Here is a 16,556-nt window from a genome sequence, read left to right as displayed (position 1 = left end):
GCAGATGAAGAGGTTACGCTTCGTTTTCCGCCAGTTCACGCAGATACTGGAAGATCTGGCGGGAAGATTTTGGCGGCTTGTTGCCCGCTTTTTCTTTCCTGGCGTTACGCACCAGCGAACGTAGTTGCTGACGGTCGGCGTCAGGCCACAGGTTCATCACTTCTTCGATGGCTTCATCGCTACCGTCAACCATACGGTCACGCAGTTGCTCCAGCTTATGGAAGACAACGACCTGCTGGTTGTGACGGTTTTTCAGCTTATCCAGTGCCTGACGGATAGGATCAACATCGCGCTGGCGCAACATTTTGCCAATCAGCTGCAGCTGGCGGCGGCGACCTTCCATCTTAATACGCTGGGCCAGCTCAATCGCGGCACGTAAATCCGCATCGAGCGGGATTTTATCCAGCGCGTTTTTCCCCAGTTTTACCAGTTCCACACCCAGGTGTTTTAACTCCTCGGCGTCACGTTTTATTTCACTTTTACTGACCCAGATAATTTCATCGTCTTCGTCTTCGATGTCATCACCGGGAACGTCGTCGAGCCAGTCTTCGGGCTGCTTAGTCATGTCAGGCTCCTTAAAAAAAGAGGCTAATGTTACCAGTTAAGATGCGCACTGAAAAACGGTTCTCTGTTAGACTTCAGAGAAACTCTCTCTACATTATGGCATTTGCGATGAAAGTAATCTCACAAGTTGAAGCGCAGCGTAAGATTCTGGAAGAAGCGGTCTCGACGGCACTGGAATTAGCGTCAGGTAAGTCGGATGGCGCGGAAGTCGCTGTAAGCAAGACCACGGGTATTAGCGTCAGCACCCGTTATGGTGAAGTGGAGAACGTAGAATTCAATAGCGATGGCGCGTTGGGGATTACGGTTTATCACCAGAACCGTAAGGGCAGCGCATCGTCCACCGATTTAAGTCCGCAGGCGATTGCCCGTACCGTGCAGGCTGCGCTGGATATTGCGCGTTACACCTCACCGGACCCGTGCGCGGGCGTTGCAGATAAAGAATTACTGGCCTTTGATGCGCCCGATCTGGATCTGTTCCACCCAGCGGAAGTCTCGCCTGACGAAGCTATCGAATTGGCTGCCCGCGCTGAACAGGCGGCGCTGCAGGCTGATAAGCGTATCACCAATACCGAAGGCGGCAGCTTTAACAGCCACTATGGCATCAAAGTATTTGGCAACAGCCACGGCATGCTGCAGGGCTACTGCTCCACTCGTCATTCCCTTTCCAGCTGTGTGATCGCGGAAGAAAATGGCGATATGGAACGCGATTACGCCTACACCATTGGTCGGGCGATGGGCGATCTGCAAACGCCGGAGTGGGTGGGGGCAGACTGTGCTCGCCGTACCTTATCTCGTTTGTCGCCGCGTAAGCTTTCCACCATGAAAGCGCCGGTGATTTTCGCCAACGAAGTGGCGACCGGACTGTTCGGACACCTGGTTGGCGCGATCGCCGGTGGTTCGGTGTACCGCAAATCCACCTTCCTGCTGGATTCGCTGGGCAAACAAATTCTGCCGGAATGGCTGACTATTGAAGAACATCCGCACCTGCTGAAGGGACTGGCGTCATCGCCGTTCGACAGTGAAGGGGTACGGACTGAACGCCGCGACATCATTAAAGACGGCGTGCTGACTCAATGGCTGTTGACCAACTATTCCGCACGTAAGCTGGGGCTGAAGAGCACCGGGCATGCGGGGGGGATCCACAACTGGCGAATTCCGGGACAAGGTCTAAGCTTCGAGCAGCTACTCAAAGAGATGGGTACAGGCCTTGTGGTTACCGAGCTGATGGGCCAGGGCGTAAGCGGCATTACCGGGGATTACTCGCGCGGTGCGGCGGGCTTCTGGGTCGAAAACGGCGAAATTCAGTATCCGGTGAGTGAAATTACCATCGCCGGGAACTTAAAAGAGATGTGGCGCAATATTGTGACCGTAGGGAACGATATTGAAACGCGCAGTAATATTCAGTGTGGTTCGGTATTGTTACCGGAGATGAAAATCGCCGGGCAATGATACTCGTTAAGGCGTAAATTTTTTAATAATAAAAAAGGAAGTGAGCAATGCGTAAACACCTGTTAGCGATCGTCGCGGCTTCAACGCTGGTTCTTGGTTCTTCTGCGTTTGCAGCCGATCTCGAAGATGACATGGGGATCCTCAACGACAACCTGAAGATCGTCGAAAAAACGGATAATGCGACTGAACTGAAAGATGCGTTAACCAAAATGCGTGCAGCCGCGCTGGACGCTCAAAAAGGAACACCGCCGAAGCTGGAAAGCAAATCCCCGGACAGCCCGGAGATGAAGGATTTCCGCCACGGTTTTGACACACTGATCGGTCAGATTGATGGCGCGCTTAAGCTGGCGAACGAAGGTAAAGTCAAAGAGGCGAAAGCCGTTGCGGAAGACATGAAAACCACGCGCAACGAAAACCACAAGAAGTTCCGCTAATCTACGCTATCCGGCCTGCATAACCGTGGGCCGGATAAGACGCTGCGTCACAACACCCCATAAGTAAACGCTATACCCATCACATTTTTTCATTTTTATCGTCCATTCATTGTTCGTATCGCCGTCCATTTTTCGGCTCACTCTTGCGATCTCAATCACATTCTTCCAGTGATAAATCGTGAACCCGACCCATTTTGCGGCGCAGATCACTAACGCTGACCCCCTTTCCACTTCGAAGTGGAAAACAACTCGCTACAAACTTTTAACCCCCACCGCTAATTTATCCCCAGAGCCATTAGTGGGGTAAGACGAGTGAATAACGGAGCTGTAATGAATGACATGGGGGAATCGGTGGAACTGGCCGACCGCATGCTGGCACAGGTGTATGCCTTGCTGCGTGAACGCCACATTATTCCCAACGCTGTACAGGAACAGATGCTGACGTCGCATGTTCGCGCCATGGCGCACCGCTCGGTAACGGGTGAACCCTTACCTGAAGTCGATGCCAGCTTGTTTGATGAAATTTCTGCCGAATCAATGGCGCTTGCCCGCGACGTGGTTGCCGAGTTTGGCAACCTTCCTGAGGAAGAGGCCTGGCTGCTGTCGGTGCACTTCGAAGTCGCAAAAGACAACCTTTAAGGAGCAAAAGATGGAACAGATTACCGTAGTGATTGGCGATCGTCTGGGTAAAGGCCAGAAAGTGGCGGCAGGCGTTGAGAAAGCGGGTGGCCGTGCGGTTGTGGTACCAGGCGTTGCGGCTGACATGAAGCTGGGTGACGTAATGAAAGCGGAAAACGCCACCTTTGGTATCTCGTTTTGCGGCAGCGGTGGGGCGGGGGCAATTACCGCGCAGAACAAATACGGCTACAAGGCGAAATACGGCATGCGCTCGGTTGATGAAGGCGTCACCGCCATCAACGAAGGTTGCAACGTGCTGGGGTTCGGTTTTATGGACAAAGAAGAGCTCGGTGAACGCCTGGTTCAGGCGTGGCAAAAGAAACACGGCGCTTAAGCATGAAAGAGCAATTCACCACCACGGTGAGAGTCACTGGCAAGGGCGAGGCAAAAGCGCGCGCCTTTGCCGACGCCCTGAACCACGTTCAGGCTGCGGTGATGAAAGCGTCGCCGCATATCTTACTGCGTATTGAGCCACAGGATGTGCAGGTTGTTCAAGCGCGTGAAACGGTGCGCAAAGAGGCGTTTTTATTTCTCTTTCTGCGCCGGGAAAGACGCACCTTCAGCGTGGAGCTGGATGTGACCGTCAACGTGACTGCCATCAATCTCGACAAGGTGGATTTCGTTACGCAACGCTGATTCTTTATTAAAAGGCATAAATATGTTCCTGATAATATTAATAAAATCGCTCATCATTGGTGGCCTGGTTGGCGTCGGTGTCGGCGCTGGGGCTGCACGCATGTTTCATGCGCCTACCACTCAAGGGATGGGCGCGTTTCGTACTCTGGGAGAACTGAATTCCTGTGAAGGGGATCCGGCTTCTCACTTCTCGTTCGGCCTGGGCTTCTTCTTTAACGCCTGGGCTTCTTCCGTTGCGGCGGGAGCGTTCACGCAGGACGTTGACCATCGCATCATCCCCAACTGGGGCGCCGCCGCGCTGATGGTTAAAAACCGCAACGTCGGCGAAACGCTGCACGATCCCAAACGCATGGCGATTGCCTGTGGCGTTATCGGGATGATTGTCGTGACCTTCCTGAACCTCACCGCGTCATCCGTACCGGAAGCGCTGCAAGTTACTGCCGTCAAGGTACTGGTGCCTGCGGCTAACCTGCTGGTTAACACCGTGATGCCAGTGATTTTCTGGCTGGCGGCGATCGATGCCGGTAAGAAATCAGGTTTCTGGGCCACCGTTTTTGGCGGCGCGGCGCAACTGATTATGGGCAACGCCGTCCCGGGTCTGGTCCTTGGTATTTTGATCGGTAAAGGCGTGGAAGAAAGCGGCTGGAACCACGTTACCAAAGTCATGATGGTGGCTATTGTTGCACTGTTTGTCCTGAGCGGCTTCTTCCGCGGCTTCGATATGAAGATGATCGAATCCTTCCATCTGACTGTGCCTGGCTGGTTGGAACTTATCCATAACTCACTCAGCGGCAAATAACGGAGGCCATCATGGAACAGAATAAAGGTTTTTGGTTCGCTGACTGGTCGTTCCCGATCTTCGTTGGCCTGCTCTCCTCTGGCGTATTTGCCGGAACGCACATGTACTACCTGTACGGTATCGGCGCATTTAACGAAGTCGCTTTTGTGGCGATGCTAAAGGCGGGAATGGACACCGGCTCTTACGGAGCGGTGGCGGCATTTGGCGCAAGCTTCCTGTTTGCCCGCATCATTGAAGGTTCGCTGGTGGGGATTCTGGATATCGGCGGCGCGATTCAGACCGGAGTCGGGTTAGGTGTTCCGGCGCTGTTGCTGGGCGCGGGCATTATCTTCCCGGTCGCCAACTTCGCCGCCTCTCTGGTCACCGGCCTGGTGATTGGCCTGGCGATTGGCTACATCATCATCCTGGCGCGTAAGTTCACCATCAATCAGAGCGATTCAACCTACGGGGCGGACGTCATGATGGGGGCCGGTAACGCCTCTGGCCGCTTCCTCGGGCCATTGATTATCCTCAGCGCGATGACCGCTTCTATCCCTATCGGCATCGGTTCGCTGGCAGGTGCGCTGCTGTTTTACCTGTGGCAAAAACCGATCACCGGCGGGGCGATCCTTGGGGCAATGATCCTCGGTTCAATCTTCCCGATTGCCATTAGCTAACTGTTGATTTGTAGGCCGGATAAGGCGGTTACGCCGCCATCCGGCAAAGGAGAGAGCGATGTTTGATTTACTCCTGCGCCGTGCGCGCCTCGTTGACGATACGGTGAGCGATATTGCGCTGAAAGACGGCAAAATTGCGGCGTTGGGCAACGTTGATGGCCCAGCGCTGAAAACCATTGAGCTCGGCGGCGAGTGCTACGTCAGCGCAGGCTGGATTGATTCCCACGTTCACTGTTACCCGAAATCCCCGATTTATCACGACCAGCCGGACAGCGTCGGTATTGCGACTGGCGTCACCACGGTCGTGGATGCGGGCAGTACCGGGGCGGATGATATCGACGATTTTTACACCTTGACCCGGGAAGCGACGACTGAAGTGTATGCGCTGCTGAACATCTCCCGTGTTGGGCTTATTGCCCAGAATGAGCTGGCTAACATGGCCAATATTGACGCCGATGCGGTGCGGCAGGCAGTGAAACGCTATCCTGATTTTATCGTCGGCCTGAAGGCACGCATGAGCAGCAGCGTGGTCGGTGAAAACGGCATCACCCCGCTGGATCGTGCCAAAGAGATGCAAAAAGAGAATGGCGACCTGCCGCTGATGGTGCACATCGGCAACAACCCGCCGAATCTCGATGAGATCGCCGAACGCCTGAGTGCGGGCGACATTATTACCCACTGCTACAACGGTAAGCCGAACCGCATTCTGACGCCGCAAGGCGAGCTGCGCGCATCTGTCACGCGGGCGCTGCAACGTGGAGTCCGTCTGGACGTTGGCCACGGCACCGCCAGCCTGAGCTTTGCGGTGGCAAAACGCGCTATCGGTCTTGGCATTTTGCCGCACACCATCAGCTCCGATATTTATTGCCGCAACCGTATCAGCGGTCCTGTGTATTCCCTGGCGAATGTGATGTCGAAATTTCTCGCCATTGGGATGTCGCTCCCGCAGGTCATCGAGTGCGTGACCGCCAATGCCGCTGACGGCCTGCGTCTGAAACAGAAAGGGCGACTGCAGGTTGGTCTGGATGCTGATTTGACCCTCTTTACGCTTAAGCGCCAGCCAACCGTGCTGGTAGATGCAGAAAACGACAGCCTGCAGGCTGAACAACTGCTGGTGCCGCTTGCCGCAATACGTGCGGGCAAGGGCTATATGACCGAACAAGGGAGCGCGGAACATGCCTTCGATTTTTGAGAAATACGATTTAAAACAGGTAATTAACACATCAGGCCGTATGACGGCACTTGGCGTCTCCACGCCGCGACCAGAAGTGGTTCAGGTCGCGATGGCGGGAATGAATCAGTACTTCGAAATGAAAGATCTGGTCAATAAAACCGGCGACTACATCGCGAAATTACTGGAAGTGGAAGGGGCGACAGTCGTTTCCTGCGCGTCGGCGGGAATCGCCCAGTCGGTGGCTGCGGTGCTGGTTAAAGATAGCGACTGGCTGCTGGAAAATCTGCACGTTACGCCCATCGAGAACAACGAAATCGTGCTGCCCAGAGGCCACAACGTCAACTTTGGCGCACCGGTAGGCACTATGGTGGCGCTCGGCGGCGGTAAGCTGGTGGAAGCGGGCTATGCCAATGAATGTTCCGCGGCACAGCTGGCGGCGGCCATTACGCCGCGCACGGCGGCGATTCTTTATATCAAATCTCACCACTGTGTACAGAAAAGTATGCTCAGCGTGGAGCAGGCCGCGGTGGTGGCGCGCACGCATAATCTGCCGCTGATTGTGGACGCAGCGGCGGAAGAAGATTTGCAGTGCTACTACCGCCTTGGTGCGGACCTGGTGATTTACAGCGGCGCAAAGGCGATTGAAGGGCCAACCAGCGGTCTGGTGATCGGCAAAACCCAGTACGTTGAGTGGGTGAAGCGCCAGACGGCGGGGATTGGCCGGGCGATGAAGGTGGGCAAAGAGGGTATTCTTGGCCTGACCTGCGCTATCGAACTGTATCTGAACGCGCAAAAAGAGAGTGGCGCGGAGATGGTCGAGAAAATGACGCCGTTCATTAATGCGCTGAATACCTTTAATGGCGTCAGTGCCCGCGTGGTGTGGGATGGCGCTGGGCGCGACATCGCCCGTACGGAAATTAAGTTTGACGAAGCGGTAACCGGTATCGCCACGGGCGAACTGGTTGAAGCCCTGAAACAAGGCGAGTACGCGATTTACTTCCGTGGTTACAAAGCCAACGAAGGCATTATCGAGGCCGATGTGCGCAGCGTCGATCGCGCGCAACTGGAAATTGTGGCCCGTCGAATTGGTGAAGTGATTTCACAGGAGAAAAACGCATGAAACTGACCCCTAACTTTTATCGCGACCGCGTCTGCCTGAACGTGCTGGCAGGCTCCAAAGAAAATGCGCGGGATATTTACGCGGCAGCGGAAGGACACGTGCTGGTCGGCGTGTTGTCAAAAAATTATCCGGATGTCGCAAGCGCGGTCGCGGATATGCGTGAATACGCAGCGCTTATCGACAATGCGCTCTCCGTGGGATTGGGGGCAGGCGACCCAAACCAGTCGGCGATGGTCAGTGAGATCTCTCGTCAGGTACAGCCGCAGCATGTTAATCAAGTCTTTACCGGTGTGGCAACCAGTCGTGCGCTGTTGGGCCAGCAGGAGACGGTAGTCAACGGTCTGGTCTCGCCAACGGGTACGCCGGGGATGGTGAAAATCTCCACCGGTCCGCTGAGCAGCCAGACATCGGACGGTATTGTACCGGTAGAAACCGCGATTGCGTTGCTCAAAGATATGGGTGGTAGCTCGATTAAATACTTCCCGATGGGCGGCCTGAAATGCCGTGATGAGTACATTGCCGTAGCGCAGGCCTGTGCCCGGCATGACTTCTGGCTGGAGCCTACCGGGGGTATCGATCTGGATAATTTCACTGAAATCCTGCAGATCGCTCTGGATGCCGGAGTGAGCAAAATCATTCCTCACATCTATAGTTCGATTATTGATAAGGTGAGTGGTAACACCCGCCCGGATGACGTGCGCCAGTTGATGGCGATGACCCGGGCTTGCGTAGGCTAACTGACAGATGAGGAGACTGACGTGCGATTCCCCAACCAACGTTTAGCGCAGCTGTTTGGCATGCTGCAAAACGAAGCGCTTCCACAGGACGAGCTGGCGCAGCGGTTGTCGGTTTCCACACGCACCGTACGAGCTGACATCACTGCGCTAAACGCGCTGCTCACCCAGTACGGCGCGCAGTTTGTCCTCAGCCGGGGCAACGGTTATCAGCTCAAAATTGACGATCCGGCAAGTTATCATACCCTGCAAACGCAGCAGCCTGATGGGTTGCTGCGCATCCCGCGAACCAGCCAGGAACGGATACACTGGCTGGTGGTTCGTTTTCTGACGTCGGCCTTCTCGCTAAAGCTTGAAGATTTGGCTGATGAATGGTTTATCAGCCGTGCGACGCTGCAAAACGATATGGCTGAGGTACGTGAACATCTGCAACGTTATCATCTCACGCTGGAAACGCGCCCCCGTCACGGCATGAAGCTGTTTGGCAGCGAGATGGCGATCCGCGCCTGTCTGACCGATCTGCTGTGGACGCTGGCGCAGCAGGATCCGCAGCACCCATTAGTGATGCAAGAGGCGCTGAATGCCGGGATCCCTGAGCAGCTACAGCCCGTTTTACAGGATATTTTTGCTCGTTTTCATATTCGCCTGACCGATGAGGGCGAGCTATTTTTGCGGTTGTACAGCGCAGTAGCGGTACGGCGGATTAGCGAAGGGTATCCATTGCCGGAGTTTGCCGCAGAAGAAACGGATCAATCGGTATGCCTTGCCGCGCGTGAGATTGCGGCGGTCCTGCACCGACTGGCAGACAAACCGCTTTCTGTTTTCGAAGAGAACTGGCTACAGGTGCACATCGCCGCCCGTCAGGTACAAGAGATCGCCCCCAGCGCCATCAATGCGGATGATGACGAAGCGCTGGTTAATTACATCCTGCGTTTTATCAACACGCAGTACAACTACAACCTGTTGAATGACAAACAGTTACATGCCGATCTGCTGACGCATATTAAGACGATGATCACCCGCGTACGTTACCAGATAATGATCCCCAATCCGCTGCTGGAAAATATTAAACAGCACTATCCTATGGCGTGGGATATGACGCTGGCCGCCGTCTCGGGATGGGGGAAATATACGCCATATGCCATCAGTGAAAATGAGATTGGCTTTCTGGTCCTGCATATTGGCGTTGGATTGGAACGTAGTTACAACATCGGTTACCAGAGACAGCCGAAAGTTCTGCTGGTATGCGATGCCGGAAACGCGATGGCGCGGATGATTGAAGCGGTGCTGGCGCGTAAGTATCCGCAGATAGAAATTGTCGATACCGTCACGCTGCGTGACTACGAACAGCGGGAAAGCATTAGCGAAGATTTTGTTATCTCTACCGCGCGGATCGGGGAAAAAGATAAGCCTGTAGCGATGATTGCGCCGTTCCCGACCGATTATCAACTGGAGCAAATTGGCAAACTGGTGCTGGTGGACAGAACTCGTCCGTGGATGCTGAATAAATTTTTCGATGCCGCCCATTTTCGTGTGATCGACGGTCCTATGGATCAACAAACGCTGTTCACCACGCTATGTCGGCAGTTGCAGAATGAAGGCTTTGTCGATGCAGAGTTTCTTGATTCGGTGGTTGAACGTGAGGCCATCGTCAGTACGATGCTGGGCGACGGCATCGCGTTGCCGCACGCCCTCGGTCTGCTGGCAAAGAAAACGGTGGTCTACACTATCCTCGCTCCGCAGGGTATTGCCTGGGGCGATGAAACGGCGCACGTGATCTTCCTCCTCGCCATCAGTAAAAGCGAGTACGAAGAAGCGATGGCGATCTACGATATTTTCGTCACCTTCCTGCGCGAGCGCGCCATGACGCGGCTCTGCGCATGTCAGAATTTCAGCGAGTTCAAAACCGTCGCCATGGAGTGCGTGAGCCGTTTTTGAGAGGTGGATAACAGAACGTTTATCGCCTGAAAATTAACGCAAACGATGTACGACCTGGTTGCTGCTGCCGCGCCAGATTAGCGCCGGGTCTTTGAGATCCAGCACGTATTTGCCATCGACCAGCACGTTGATGAGGTCGACAACCTGCATTTGCGCGGCGTTGAGTTCATCGAGCTTGTAGCCGGTCCACACCCAGATATCTTTCCCAGGGCACTCAGCGCGAATGCGCTGTACCAGTTTCAGGATATCCGGCACGTTTTGCGGATGCAGCGGATCGCCGCCTGAGAGCGAGATCCCCTGGCGCTTGATTCGCGTATCGTTCAGATCGGCAATGATCTTGTCTTCCATCTCTTTGCTAAACGGCTGGCCGGAATTGAGCCGCCAGGTGCTTTTGTTATAGCAGCCGGGGCATTCATGCACGCATCCGGAAACAAACAGCGTACAGCGGGTTCCGGGGCCGTTAACGATGTCGACGGGGTAATATTGGTGAAAGTTCATTTTCGCTTCTCAATTGACGCCATTACTGCGTTGTCTGCGCTCGCTCACCCGGGTCACTTACTTATGTAAATTCCCCGGGATTCACTTGCTTGCCGCCTTGTCCTGGCGCCAATTGCTTTGCGAAAAGCGTCGCATCGCCAGGCAATAATACTGCCGAAATTAACCTATCTGCCCATTACCTAAATGCTTAACGCGGCGCTTCACTTCTTCCTGCTTACCGGCGTTAAACGGACGGGCGTCCGGGCTGCCTAAATAACCGCAGACGCGGCGGGTGACCGACACGCGCGCGGCGTCGTGGTTACCACATTTCGGGCAAGTGAAGCCTTTGCTGGTGCATTCGAACTCACCGGTAAAGCCGCACTCGTAGCATTCATCGATTGGCGTGTTGGTGCCGTAATACGGCACGTGCTGATAGCTGTAATCCCAGACATCTTCCAGCGCTTTCAGGTTGTGCTGAATATTCGGGTATTCGCCGTAGCAAATGAAGCCTCCACTCGCCAGCGGCGGATACGGCGCTTCGAAATCGATCTTGTCGTACGGGTTAACCTTCTTCTCCACGTCGAGGTGGAAGCTGTTGGTGTAGTAACCTTTGTCGGTGACGCCCGGCACCACGCCAAACTCGGCGGTATCCAGACGGCAGAAACGATCGCACAGGTTTTCGCTCGGCGTGCTGTACAGGCTGAAGCCGTAGCCGGTCTCGTTTTTCCACTGATCAACGGCCTTACGCAGACGTTCCACAATGGCGATACCCTTGGCGCGCAGCTCCTCGCTGTCGTACAGATGTTTGTCACCAAACAGCGCGTTAATGGTTTCGTGAATACCGATGTAACCCAGCGAGATAGACGCGCGGCCATTTTTAAAGATTTCTGACACGTCATCGTCCGCTTTCAGACGCACGCCGCAGGCCCCTTCCATATACAGAATTGGTGCCACGCGAGCTTTCACGCCTTCCAGACGCGCAATGCGGGTCATCAGCGCTTTACGCGCCAGCACCAGGCGATCGTCAAGCAGTTTCCAGAAGGTGGCTTCATCACCGTGTGCTTCCAGCGCGATACGCGGCAGGTTGAGGCTGATAACGCCGAGGTTGTTACGCCCGTCGTGAATCTGTTCGCCGTTCTCATTTTCCCACACGCCGAGGAAGCTGCGACAGCCCATCGGTGTTTTGAACGAACCGGTCACTTTCACTACCTGATCGTAGTTCAGGATATCCGGATACATGCGCTTGCTTGCGCACTCCAGCGCAAGCTGTTTGATGTCGTAGTTCGGATCGCCAAACTTATGGTTCAGACCGTCACGAATCGCGAACACCAGTTTCGGGAACACCGCGGTTTTGCGATTTTTACCGAGGCCCGCAATGCGATTACGCAGAATAGATTGCTGGATCAAACGTGATTCCCAGCTGGTTCCCAGACCAAAACCAAAAGTGACGAACGGCGTCTGGCCGTTGGCGGTATGCAAGGTGTTCACTTCATACTCAAGGGACTGGAATGCGTCGTAGCACTCTTTCTCGGTACGAGAATGTGCATAGCCGTCGGCATCCGGGATCTGCCACTCTTCAGCGGTTTTACGATGCTTATTAAAGCTCTCGGTAACGAACGGCGCGAGGACTTCATCAATACGGTTAATGGTGGTGCCGCCATAAATGTGGCTGGCAACCTGCGCGATAATTTGCGCGGTCACGGCGGTCGCGGTAGAGATGGATTTTGGCGGCTCAATCTCCGCGTTACCCATCTTAAAGCCCTGCGTCAGCATGCCTTTGAGGTCGATCAGCATGCAGTTGAACATCGGGAAGAACGGCGAGTAATCGAGGTCGTGATAGTGAATATCACCACGCTCGTGCGCCTGAACCACATCGCGCGGCAGCAGGTGCTGACGTGCATAGTGTTTGGCAACGATACCGGCCAGCAGGTCGCGCTGGGTTGGGATCACTTTACTGTCTTTGTTGGCGTTTTCATTCAGCAGTGCGGAGTTGGTTTGCTCAACCAGACCACGAATTTCCTGGTTCAGACGGCCACGTTTTTCACGCTGGATATCACGGTCGTGGCGATATTCGATGTACGCGCGGGCGAGTTGTTTGTACGGGCCAGACATCAGCTGGTTTTCTACCGCTGTCTGGATCTCGTTGATATCGACCTTGCTGCGCTCATTCATCTGGCTACTAACGACTTCTGCGACGGTGGCACAGTAATCTGCGTCATCGACTCCCGCTGCTTTAGCTGCACGCAGAATGGCTTCTTTGATGCGCTCTGATTTAAACGGCACTTTACAGCCATCTCGTTTCATCACATGCGGTGTCATGATCACTCCATATTTATAAGAACAGGTTATCCACAGAGGTTGGGGAAGCGGCCATGGCTTTATTCATCTCTATTGCCAATGACTTCCCGCAATCCTGACCCACTTTATCCACAATTTCTCCGTTAAACGGTGCATTGTAGTTGTAGCAATTGTAGTCGATTAATACAACATGTTGGGTCGGCGTGCATTTTAAGTTCTATATGTAGTGATTTGCATCAAGGATGTTTACGATTTATTTGATGTAGCGCAAAGTAAAAATCGGAGCGTACAGATGACGGGCAGTACAGCGATTGTAAATTGTAGGCAGAAAATTCTGATTAATTATTCAACAAAAACAGTAGGGTAAACGTAGTGTCAGCAGTGAAGCCCGGCAACACTACATGAACCGGGCCTGACGCCAATTGCAAGCTATTTTTGCAACCACCAGACGGCCTCAAAAGGAAGCAGTGTCATGTCCCCAGGTTGGCTGGCGACCTCGGCATAGTTGTGCATCAGCACCTGCCAGTTTCCATCGGTCTGGGCTGGCTGCCAGCTCTGAAAGGTATCGCTCAGATTGGCAATGACCAGCAGCCGCTGCCCTTGCCACTCGCGTTGGTAACACCACAGATGCGGGCTGTCCGGTAACAGATCCTGATAGTCGCCCCAGGTAATAACTGGCTCCGCTTTGCGCAATGCGATCAGCTTCTGATAGGTGTAGAATACTGAGTCGGCATTGCTCAGCGCTGCCGCCACGTTGATCTCCGCCGCGTTGTCACACAGATTGATCCATGGCTCGCCCTCGGTAAAGCCCGCGTGTTGGCTGGCATCCCACTGCATCGGCGTGCGGCTGTTATCGCGGGATTTACTGGCGAGGATCGCCAGCAATTCGTCGGCATCTCGCCCCTGACCGTTCAGTTCGGCAAACATGTTATGGCTTTCTACATCGCGATAATCGGTAATCTGGCGGAAGTGCGGGTTGGTCATGCCGATCTCTTCACCCTGATAGATATAGGGCGTGCCCTGCATGCCATGCAGCACCATCGCCAGCATTTTAGCTGCTGGGACACGGTATTTACCTTCATCGCCAAAACGCGACACGATGCGTGGCTGGTCGTGGTTACACCAGAACAATGCGTTCCACGCTTGATTATGCATGCCCTGTTGCCAGTGGCGGAACAGAGTTTTCAGCGCCACATAGTCGGGTTTGGCTAACGTCCACTTCTCACCATTGGGGTAATCCACTTTCAGGTGGTGAAAGTTAAAGGTCATCGACAGTTCACTGCCATCGAGCGCGGCGTACTGCTGGCAGTTTTCCAGCGTGGTGGAAGACATCTCGCCCACCGTCATCAGGCCGCGTGGCGTGAAGACGTCGTGGTTCATCTCGCGTAAAAACGCATGCGCGCGCGGGCCATCGGTATAAAAACGCCGCCCATCGCCGTCGGGATCATTCGGGAAGTCCTGATCTTTAGAGATAAGATTCACCACGTCGAGTCGCAAGCCGTCCACGCCGCGATCGGCCCAGAACTCACAGACTTTTTTTAGCTCGGCGCGGACCGCCGGGTTCTCCCAGTTCAGGTCTGCCTGCTCCGGAGCGAAGAGGTGCAGATAATACTGCTCGCTTGCGGCGTGCCAGCCCCAGGCGCTACCGCCAAATTTGGAGCGCCAGTTATTCGGCGGGCTGTCTGGCGTGCCGTCGCGCCAGAGATAAAACTGACGATACGGGCTGTCTTTATCCAGCGCTTTGCGAAACCAGGCGTGCTGGGTTGAGGTGTGGTTAAACACCATATCGAGAATAATACGGATGCCGCGCGCTTTCGCCTGTGCCACCAGTTCGTCAAAGTCTTCCAGCGTACCGTAGGCCGGATCGACAGACAGGTAATCCGCGACGTCGTAGCCGTTATCAACCTGCGGTGAAACATAGAACGGCGTCAGCCAGATGGCATCAACGCCCAGTTTTTGTAGATAGTCGAGACGCTGCGTCACGCCGCGTAAATCGCCGGTGCCGCTGCCGGTGGTATCCTGAAAACTCTTGGGGTAAACCTGATAGATAACGCCGTTTTGCCACCAGTGGGGAATAGTCATGGTTGTTTCCTGGAAATACGTTGGGGCGCAACTGCGCCCCGAAGAAAAGTTAGATAATTTGTAATGTGCCCAGACGATATTTTCTCTGGTAAACAAATGAGGTCAGTACCATCGGGATAACAATCGCAATGGCCATCGCCATACCAAATACCTGCCAGTAAGTCGGCTGGATGGAGAGGATGCCCGGCAAACCGCCGACACCAATCCCGTTTGCCAACACACCGTTCAGGCCGCACAGCAGTCCGGCGAAACCGGAGCCGATCATCGCGCACAGCATCGGGAAACGGTATTTCAGGTTGATGCCGTACATTGCCGGTTCAGTGACCCCGAGATAAGCAGAGATGGCAGCAGGGATTGAGATTTCACGTTCATTGTGTTTGCGACTGGAGATAATGATGCCCACCACCGCAGAGGCCTGAGCGATATTCGACAGTGCGATCAGCGGCCATACCGGTGTGCCACCCATGCTCTGAATCATCTGCATGTCGATGGCTAGCGTGGTCTGATGCACGCCGGTGATCACCAACGGGGCGTACAGGAAGCCGAACAACGCCGCGCCGATCGGGGCAAAGCTGCCGGTCAGCAGATGACGGACCGCAAACGCGACACCGTCGCCGATCATGCGACCAAACGGACCGATGAAGGCATGCGCGAGAAACACTGCAAGGATCAGCGAGCACACCGGGACGATCACCAGATACAGATAATCTGGCACGATGCGTTTCATGCGCGTTTCAATAAACCCGAGCGCCAGACCGGCCAGCAACGCTGGAATAACCTGTGCCTGGTAACCCACTTTCTCAATACTGAACAGGCCGAAGTTCCACACTTCCGGCACCTGCTGACCGAGCAAATAGGCGTTCATCAGCTGCGGTGAAACCAGGGTTACGCCCAGCACAATACCGAGGATTGGCGTACCGCCCATTTTCTTCACTGCCGACCAGCAGATCCCGACTGGCAGATAGAAGAAGATTGCTTCGCCAATCAGCCACAGGAAGTCGTAAAGGGTTTTCAGCGAAGGATGCATCTGTGCCAGCGTCTGGCCGTTGCTCATGGGCAGATCGCCGATCACGTTACGAAAACCTAAGATCAAGCCGCCGCTAATCAGCGCGGGCAGCAGCGGGAAGAAGATCTCCGCAAAATGAGAAATCAGCTGTTCGTGCCATTTCATATTCTGCCGCGCCGCTTTTTTCGCCTGCTCTTTGTCGGCGCTGGCTTGTCCGGTAGTCGCCAACAGCGCTTTGTAGTAATCGCCCACCTCGGTGCCAATCACCACCTGAAACTGTCCGGCGTTGGTGAAGCAGCCTTTGACCATCGGTAACTGTTCGATCTCTTTCGGCCTGGCGTTAGCAGGCTGATTCAGCACAAAACGCAGGCGAGTAATGCAGTGACTCACCGTGGCGATATTGTCGCGCCCGCCTACCAGCTCAATCAGCCGGTCGATGTCTGCTTGTTTAATTTTGCTCATTATTAAGCCCTATTGTTGACCTGCCGCCAGAGTATATCGTCGATGAAAA

16 protein-coding genes are annotated in these 16,556 nt (G+C 54.5%); 11 read left to right on the top strand and 5 right to left on the bottom strand.

Annotated elements, in window-relative coordinates:
* Positions 1–13 precede the first annotated feature (13 nt).
* On the bottom strand, positions 14–565 hold the full coding sequence (gene yjgA, locus NMD08_RS22855) for a ribosome biogenesis factor YjgA (protein WP_008786039.1): 552 nt from the start codon (positions 563–565) through the stop codon (positions 14–16).
* 95 nt (positions 566–660) lie between these two features.
* Here yjgA and pmbA point away from each other — a divergent pair, with 95 nt between their 5' ends.
* The 11 genes from pmbA (at position 661) to NMD08_RS22800 (ending at position 10,182) form a co-directional block, all read left to right on the top strand.
* The gene (pmbA, locus tag NMD08_RS22850) at positions 661–2,013 is read left to right on the top strand and encodes a metalloprotease PmbA (protein WP_003830385.1); all 1,353 of its coding nucleotides are present in this window, start codon (positions 661–663) and stop codon (positions 2,011–2,013) included.
* Positions 2,014–2,060: 47 nt separating this feature from the next.
* Positions 2,061–2,447 carry a cytochrome b562 gene (cybC, locus tag NMD08_RS22845; RefSeq protein WP_151217419.1) on the top strand — a complete coding sequence of 129 codons (387 nt, stop codon included), beginning with the start codon at positions 2,061–2,063 and terminating at the stop codon, positions 2,445–2,447.
* A 330-nt stretch (positions 2,448–2,777) separates the two neighbouring features.
* Positions 2,778–3,086, top strand: a complete 309-nt coding sequence (locus tag NMD08_RS22840; RefSeq protein WP_016151467.1) for a PRD domain-containing protein — start codon at positions 2,778–2,780, stop codon at positions 3,084–3,086.
* Positions 3,087–3,096: 10 nt separating this feature from the next.
* The gene (locus NMD08_RS22835; protein WP_103675660.1) at positions 3,097–3,459 is read left to right on the top strand and encodes an SFCGS family glycine-rich protein; all 363 of its coding nucleotides are present in this window, start codon (positions 3,097–3,099) and stop codon (positions 3,457–3,459) included.
* A 2-nt stretch (positions 3,460–3,461) separates the two neighbouring features.
* The gene (locus NMD08_RS22830; RefSeq protein ID WP_038636649.1) at positions 3,462–3,761 is read left to right on the top strand and encodes a DUF4312 family protein; all 300 of its coding nucleotides are present in this window, start codon (positions 3,462–3,464) and stop codon (positions 3,759–3,761) included.
* A 22-nt stretch (positions 3,762–3,783) separates the two neighbouring features.
* Positions 3,784–4,560, top strand: coding sequence for a DUF4311 domain-containing protein (locus NMD08_RS22825; RefSeq protein WP_151217421.1), 777 nt, complete (start codon positions 3,784–3,786; stop codon positions 4,558–4,560).
* A gap of 11 nt (positions 4,561–4,571) precedes the next feature.
* A complete protein-coding gene (locus tag NMD08_RS22820) occupies positions 4,572–5,216 on the top strand; it encodes a DUF4310 family protein (RefSeq protein ID WP_003830379.1) in 645 nt (214 codons plus the stop codon).
* A 58-nt stretch (positions 5,217–5,274) separates the two neighbouring features.
* Positions 5,275–6,408, top strand: a complete 1,134-nt coding sequence (locus tag NMD08_RS22815; protein ID WP_210904370.1) for an amidohydrolase/deacetylase family metallohydrolase — start codon at positions 5,275–5,277, stop codon at positions 6,406–6,408.
* Positions 6,392–7,510 carry a DgaE family pyridoxal phosphate-dependent ammonia lyase gene (locus tag NMD08_RS22810; RefSeq protein ID WP_151217425.1) on the top strand — a complete coding sequence of 373 codons (1,119 nt, stop codon included), beginning with the start codon at positions 6,392–6,394 and terminating at the stop codon, positions 7,508–7,510. Before NMD08_RS22815 ends, NMD08_RS22810 begins: the two co-directional genes overlap by 17 nt.
* Complete coding sequence (locus NMD08_RS22805; protein WP_151217427.1) at positions 7,507–8,247, top strand: KDGP aldolase family protein; 741 nt, start codon at positions 7,507–7,509, stop codon at positions 8,245–8,247. Before NMD08_RS22810 ends, NMD08_RS22805 begins: the two co-directional genes overlap by 4 nt.
* Positions 8,248–8,268: 21 nt before the next feature.
* Positions 8,269–10,182, top strand: a complete 1,914-nt coding sequence (locus NMD08_RS22800) for a BglG family transcription antiterminator (protein WP_151217429.1) — start codon at positions 8,269–8,271, stop codon at positions 10,180–10,182.
* A gap of 33 nt (positions 10,183–10,215) precedes the next feature.
* Here NMD08_RS22800 and nrdG read toward each other — a convergent pair whose 3' ends face one another.
* The 4 genes from nrdG to treB all read right to left on the bottom strand — a co-directional run bounded on the left by nrdG (position 10,216) and on the right by treB (position 16,507).
* A complete protein-coding gene (nrdG, locus tag NMD08_RS22795; RefSeq protein ID WP_151217431.1) occupies positions 10,216–10,680 on the bottom strand; it encodes an anaerobic ribonucleoside-triphosphate reductase-activating protein in 465 nt (154 codons plus the stop codon).
* Between the two features lie 159 nt (positions 10,681–10,839).
* Positions 10,840–12,978 (bottom strand): anaerobic ribonucleoside-triphosphate reductase, encoded by a 2,139-nt coding sequence (gene nrdD / locus NMD08_RS22790; RefSeq protein ID WP_151217433.1) that lies wholly within the window; start codon positions 12,976–12,978, stop codon positions 10,840–10,842.
* Positions 12,979–13,386: 408 nt separating this feature from the next.
* Positions 13,387–15,039, bottom strand: a complete 1,653-nt coding sequence (gene treC, locus NMD08_RS22785; RefSeq protein WP_370619139.1) for an alpha,alpha-phosphotrehalase — start codon at positions 15,037–15,039, stop codon at positions 13,387–13,389.
* Positions 15,040–15,088: 49 nt separating this feature from the next.
* Complete coding sequence (gene treB / locus NMD08_RS22780; protein WP_370619137.1) at positions 15,089–16,507, bottom strand: PTS trehalose transporter subunit IIBC; 1,419 nt, start codon at positions 16,505–16,507, stop codon at positions 15,089–15,091.
* Positions 16,508–16,556 lie beyond the last annotated feature (49 nt).

Origin of the sequence: Citrobacter meridianamericanus (assembly GCF_041320245.1) — a bacterium.
Classification (GTDB): Bacteria; Pseudomonadota; Gammaproteobacteria; order Enterobacterales; family Enterobacteriaceae; genus Citrobacter; species Citrobacter meridianamericanus.
Note: the sequence above shows the minus strand (reverse complement) of the source record. Positions and strands in the feature narration are given on the sequence as shown.

Excerpts from the sequence above, each read along its gene's own strand:
- yjgA (WP_008786039.1), bottom strand. The coding sequence starts at position 565 with ATGACTAAGCAGCCCGAAGACTGGCTCGACGACGTTCCCGGTGATGAC.
- pmbA (WP_003830385.1), top strand. The coding sequence starts at position 661 with ATGGCATTTGCGATGAAAGTAATCTCACAAGTTGAAGCGCAGCGTAAG.
- cybC (WP_151217419.1), top strand. The coding sequence starts at position 2,061 with ATGCGTAAACACCTGTTAGCGATCGTCGCGGCTTCAACGCTGGTTCTT.
- NMD08_RS22840 (WP_016151467.1), top strand. The coding sequence starts at position 2,778 with ATGAATGACATGGGGGAATCGGTGGAACTGGCCGACCGCATGCTGGCA.
- NMD08_RS22835 (WP_103675660.1), top strand. The coding sequence starts at position 3,097 with ATGGAACAGATTACCGTAGTGATTGGCGATCGTCTGGGTAAAGGCCAG.
- NMD08_RS22830 (WP_038636649.1), top strand. The coding sequence starts at position 3,462 with ATGAAAGAGCAATTCACCACCACGGTGAGAGTCACTGGCAAGGGCGAG.
- NMD08_RS22825 (WP_151217421.1), top strand. The coding sequence starts at position 3,784 with ATGTTCCTGATAATATTAATAAAATCGCTCATCATTGGTGGCCTGGTT.
- NMD08_RS22820 (WP_003830379.1), top strand. The coding sequence starts at position 4,572 with ATGGAACAGAATAAAGGTTTTTGGTTCGCTGACTGGTCGTTCCCGATC.
- NMD08_RS22815 (WP_210904370.1), top strand. The coding sequence starts at position 5,275 with ATGTTTGATTTACTCCTGCGCCGTGCGCGCCTCGTTGACGATACGGTG.
- NMD08_RS22810 (WP_151217425.1), top strand. The coding sequence starts at position 6,392 with ATGCCTTCGATTTTTGAGAAATACGATTTAAAACAGGTAATTAACACA.
- NMD08_RS22805 (WP_151217427.1), top strand. The coding sequence starts at position 7,507 with ATGAAACTGACCCCTAACTTTTATCGCGACCGCGTCTGCCTGAACGTG.
- nrdG (WP_151217431.1), bottom strand. The coding sequence starts at position 10,680 with ATGAACTTTCACCAATATTACCCCGTCGACATCGTTAACGGCCCCGGA.
- nrdD (WP_151217433.1), bottom strand. The coding sequence starts at position 12,978 with ATGACACCGCATGTGATGAAACGAGATGGCTGTAAAGTGCCGTTTAAA.
- treC (WP_370619139.1), bottom strand. The coding sequence starts at position 15,039 with ATGACTATTCCCCACTGGTGGCAAAACGGCGTTATCTATCAGGTTTAC.
- treB (WP_370619137.1), bottom strand. The coding sequence starts at position 16,507 with ATGAGCAAAATTAAACAAGCAGACATCGACCGGCTGATTGAGCTGGTA.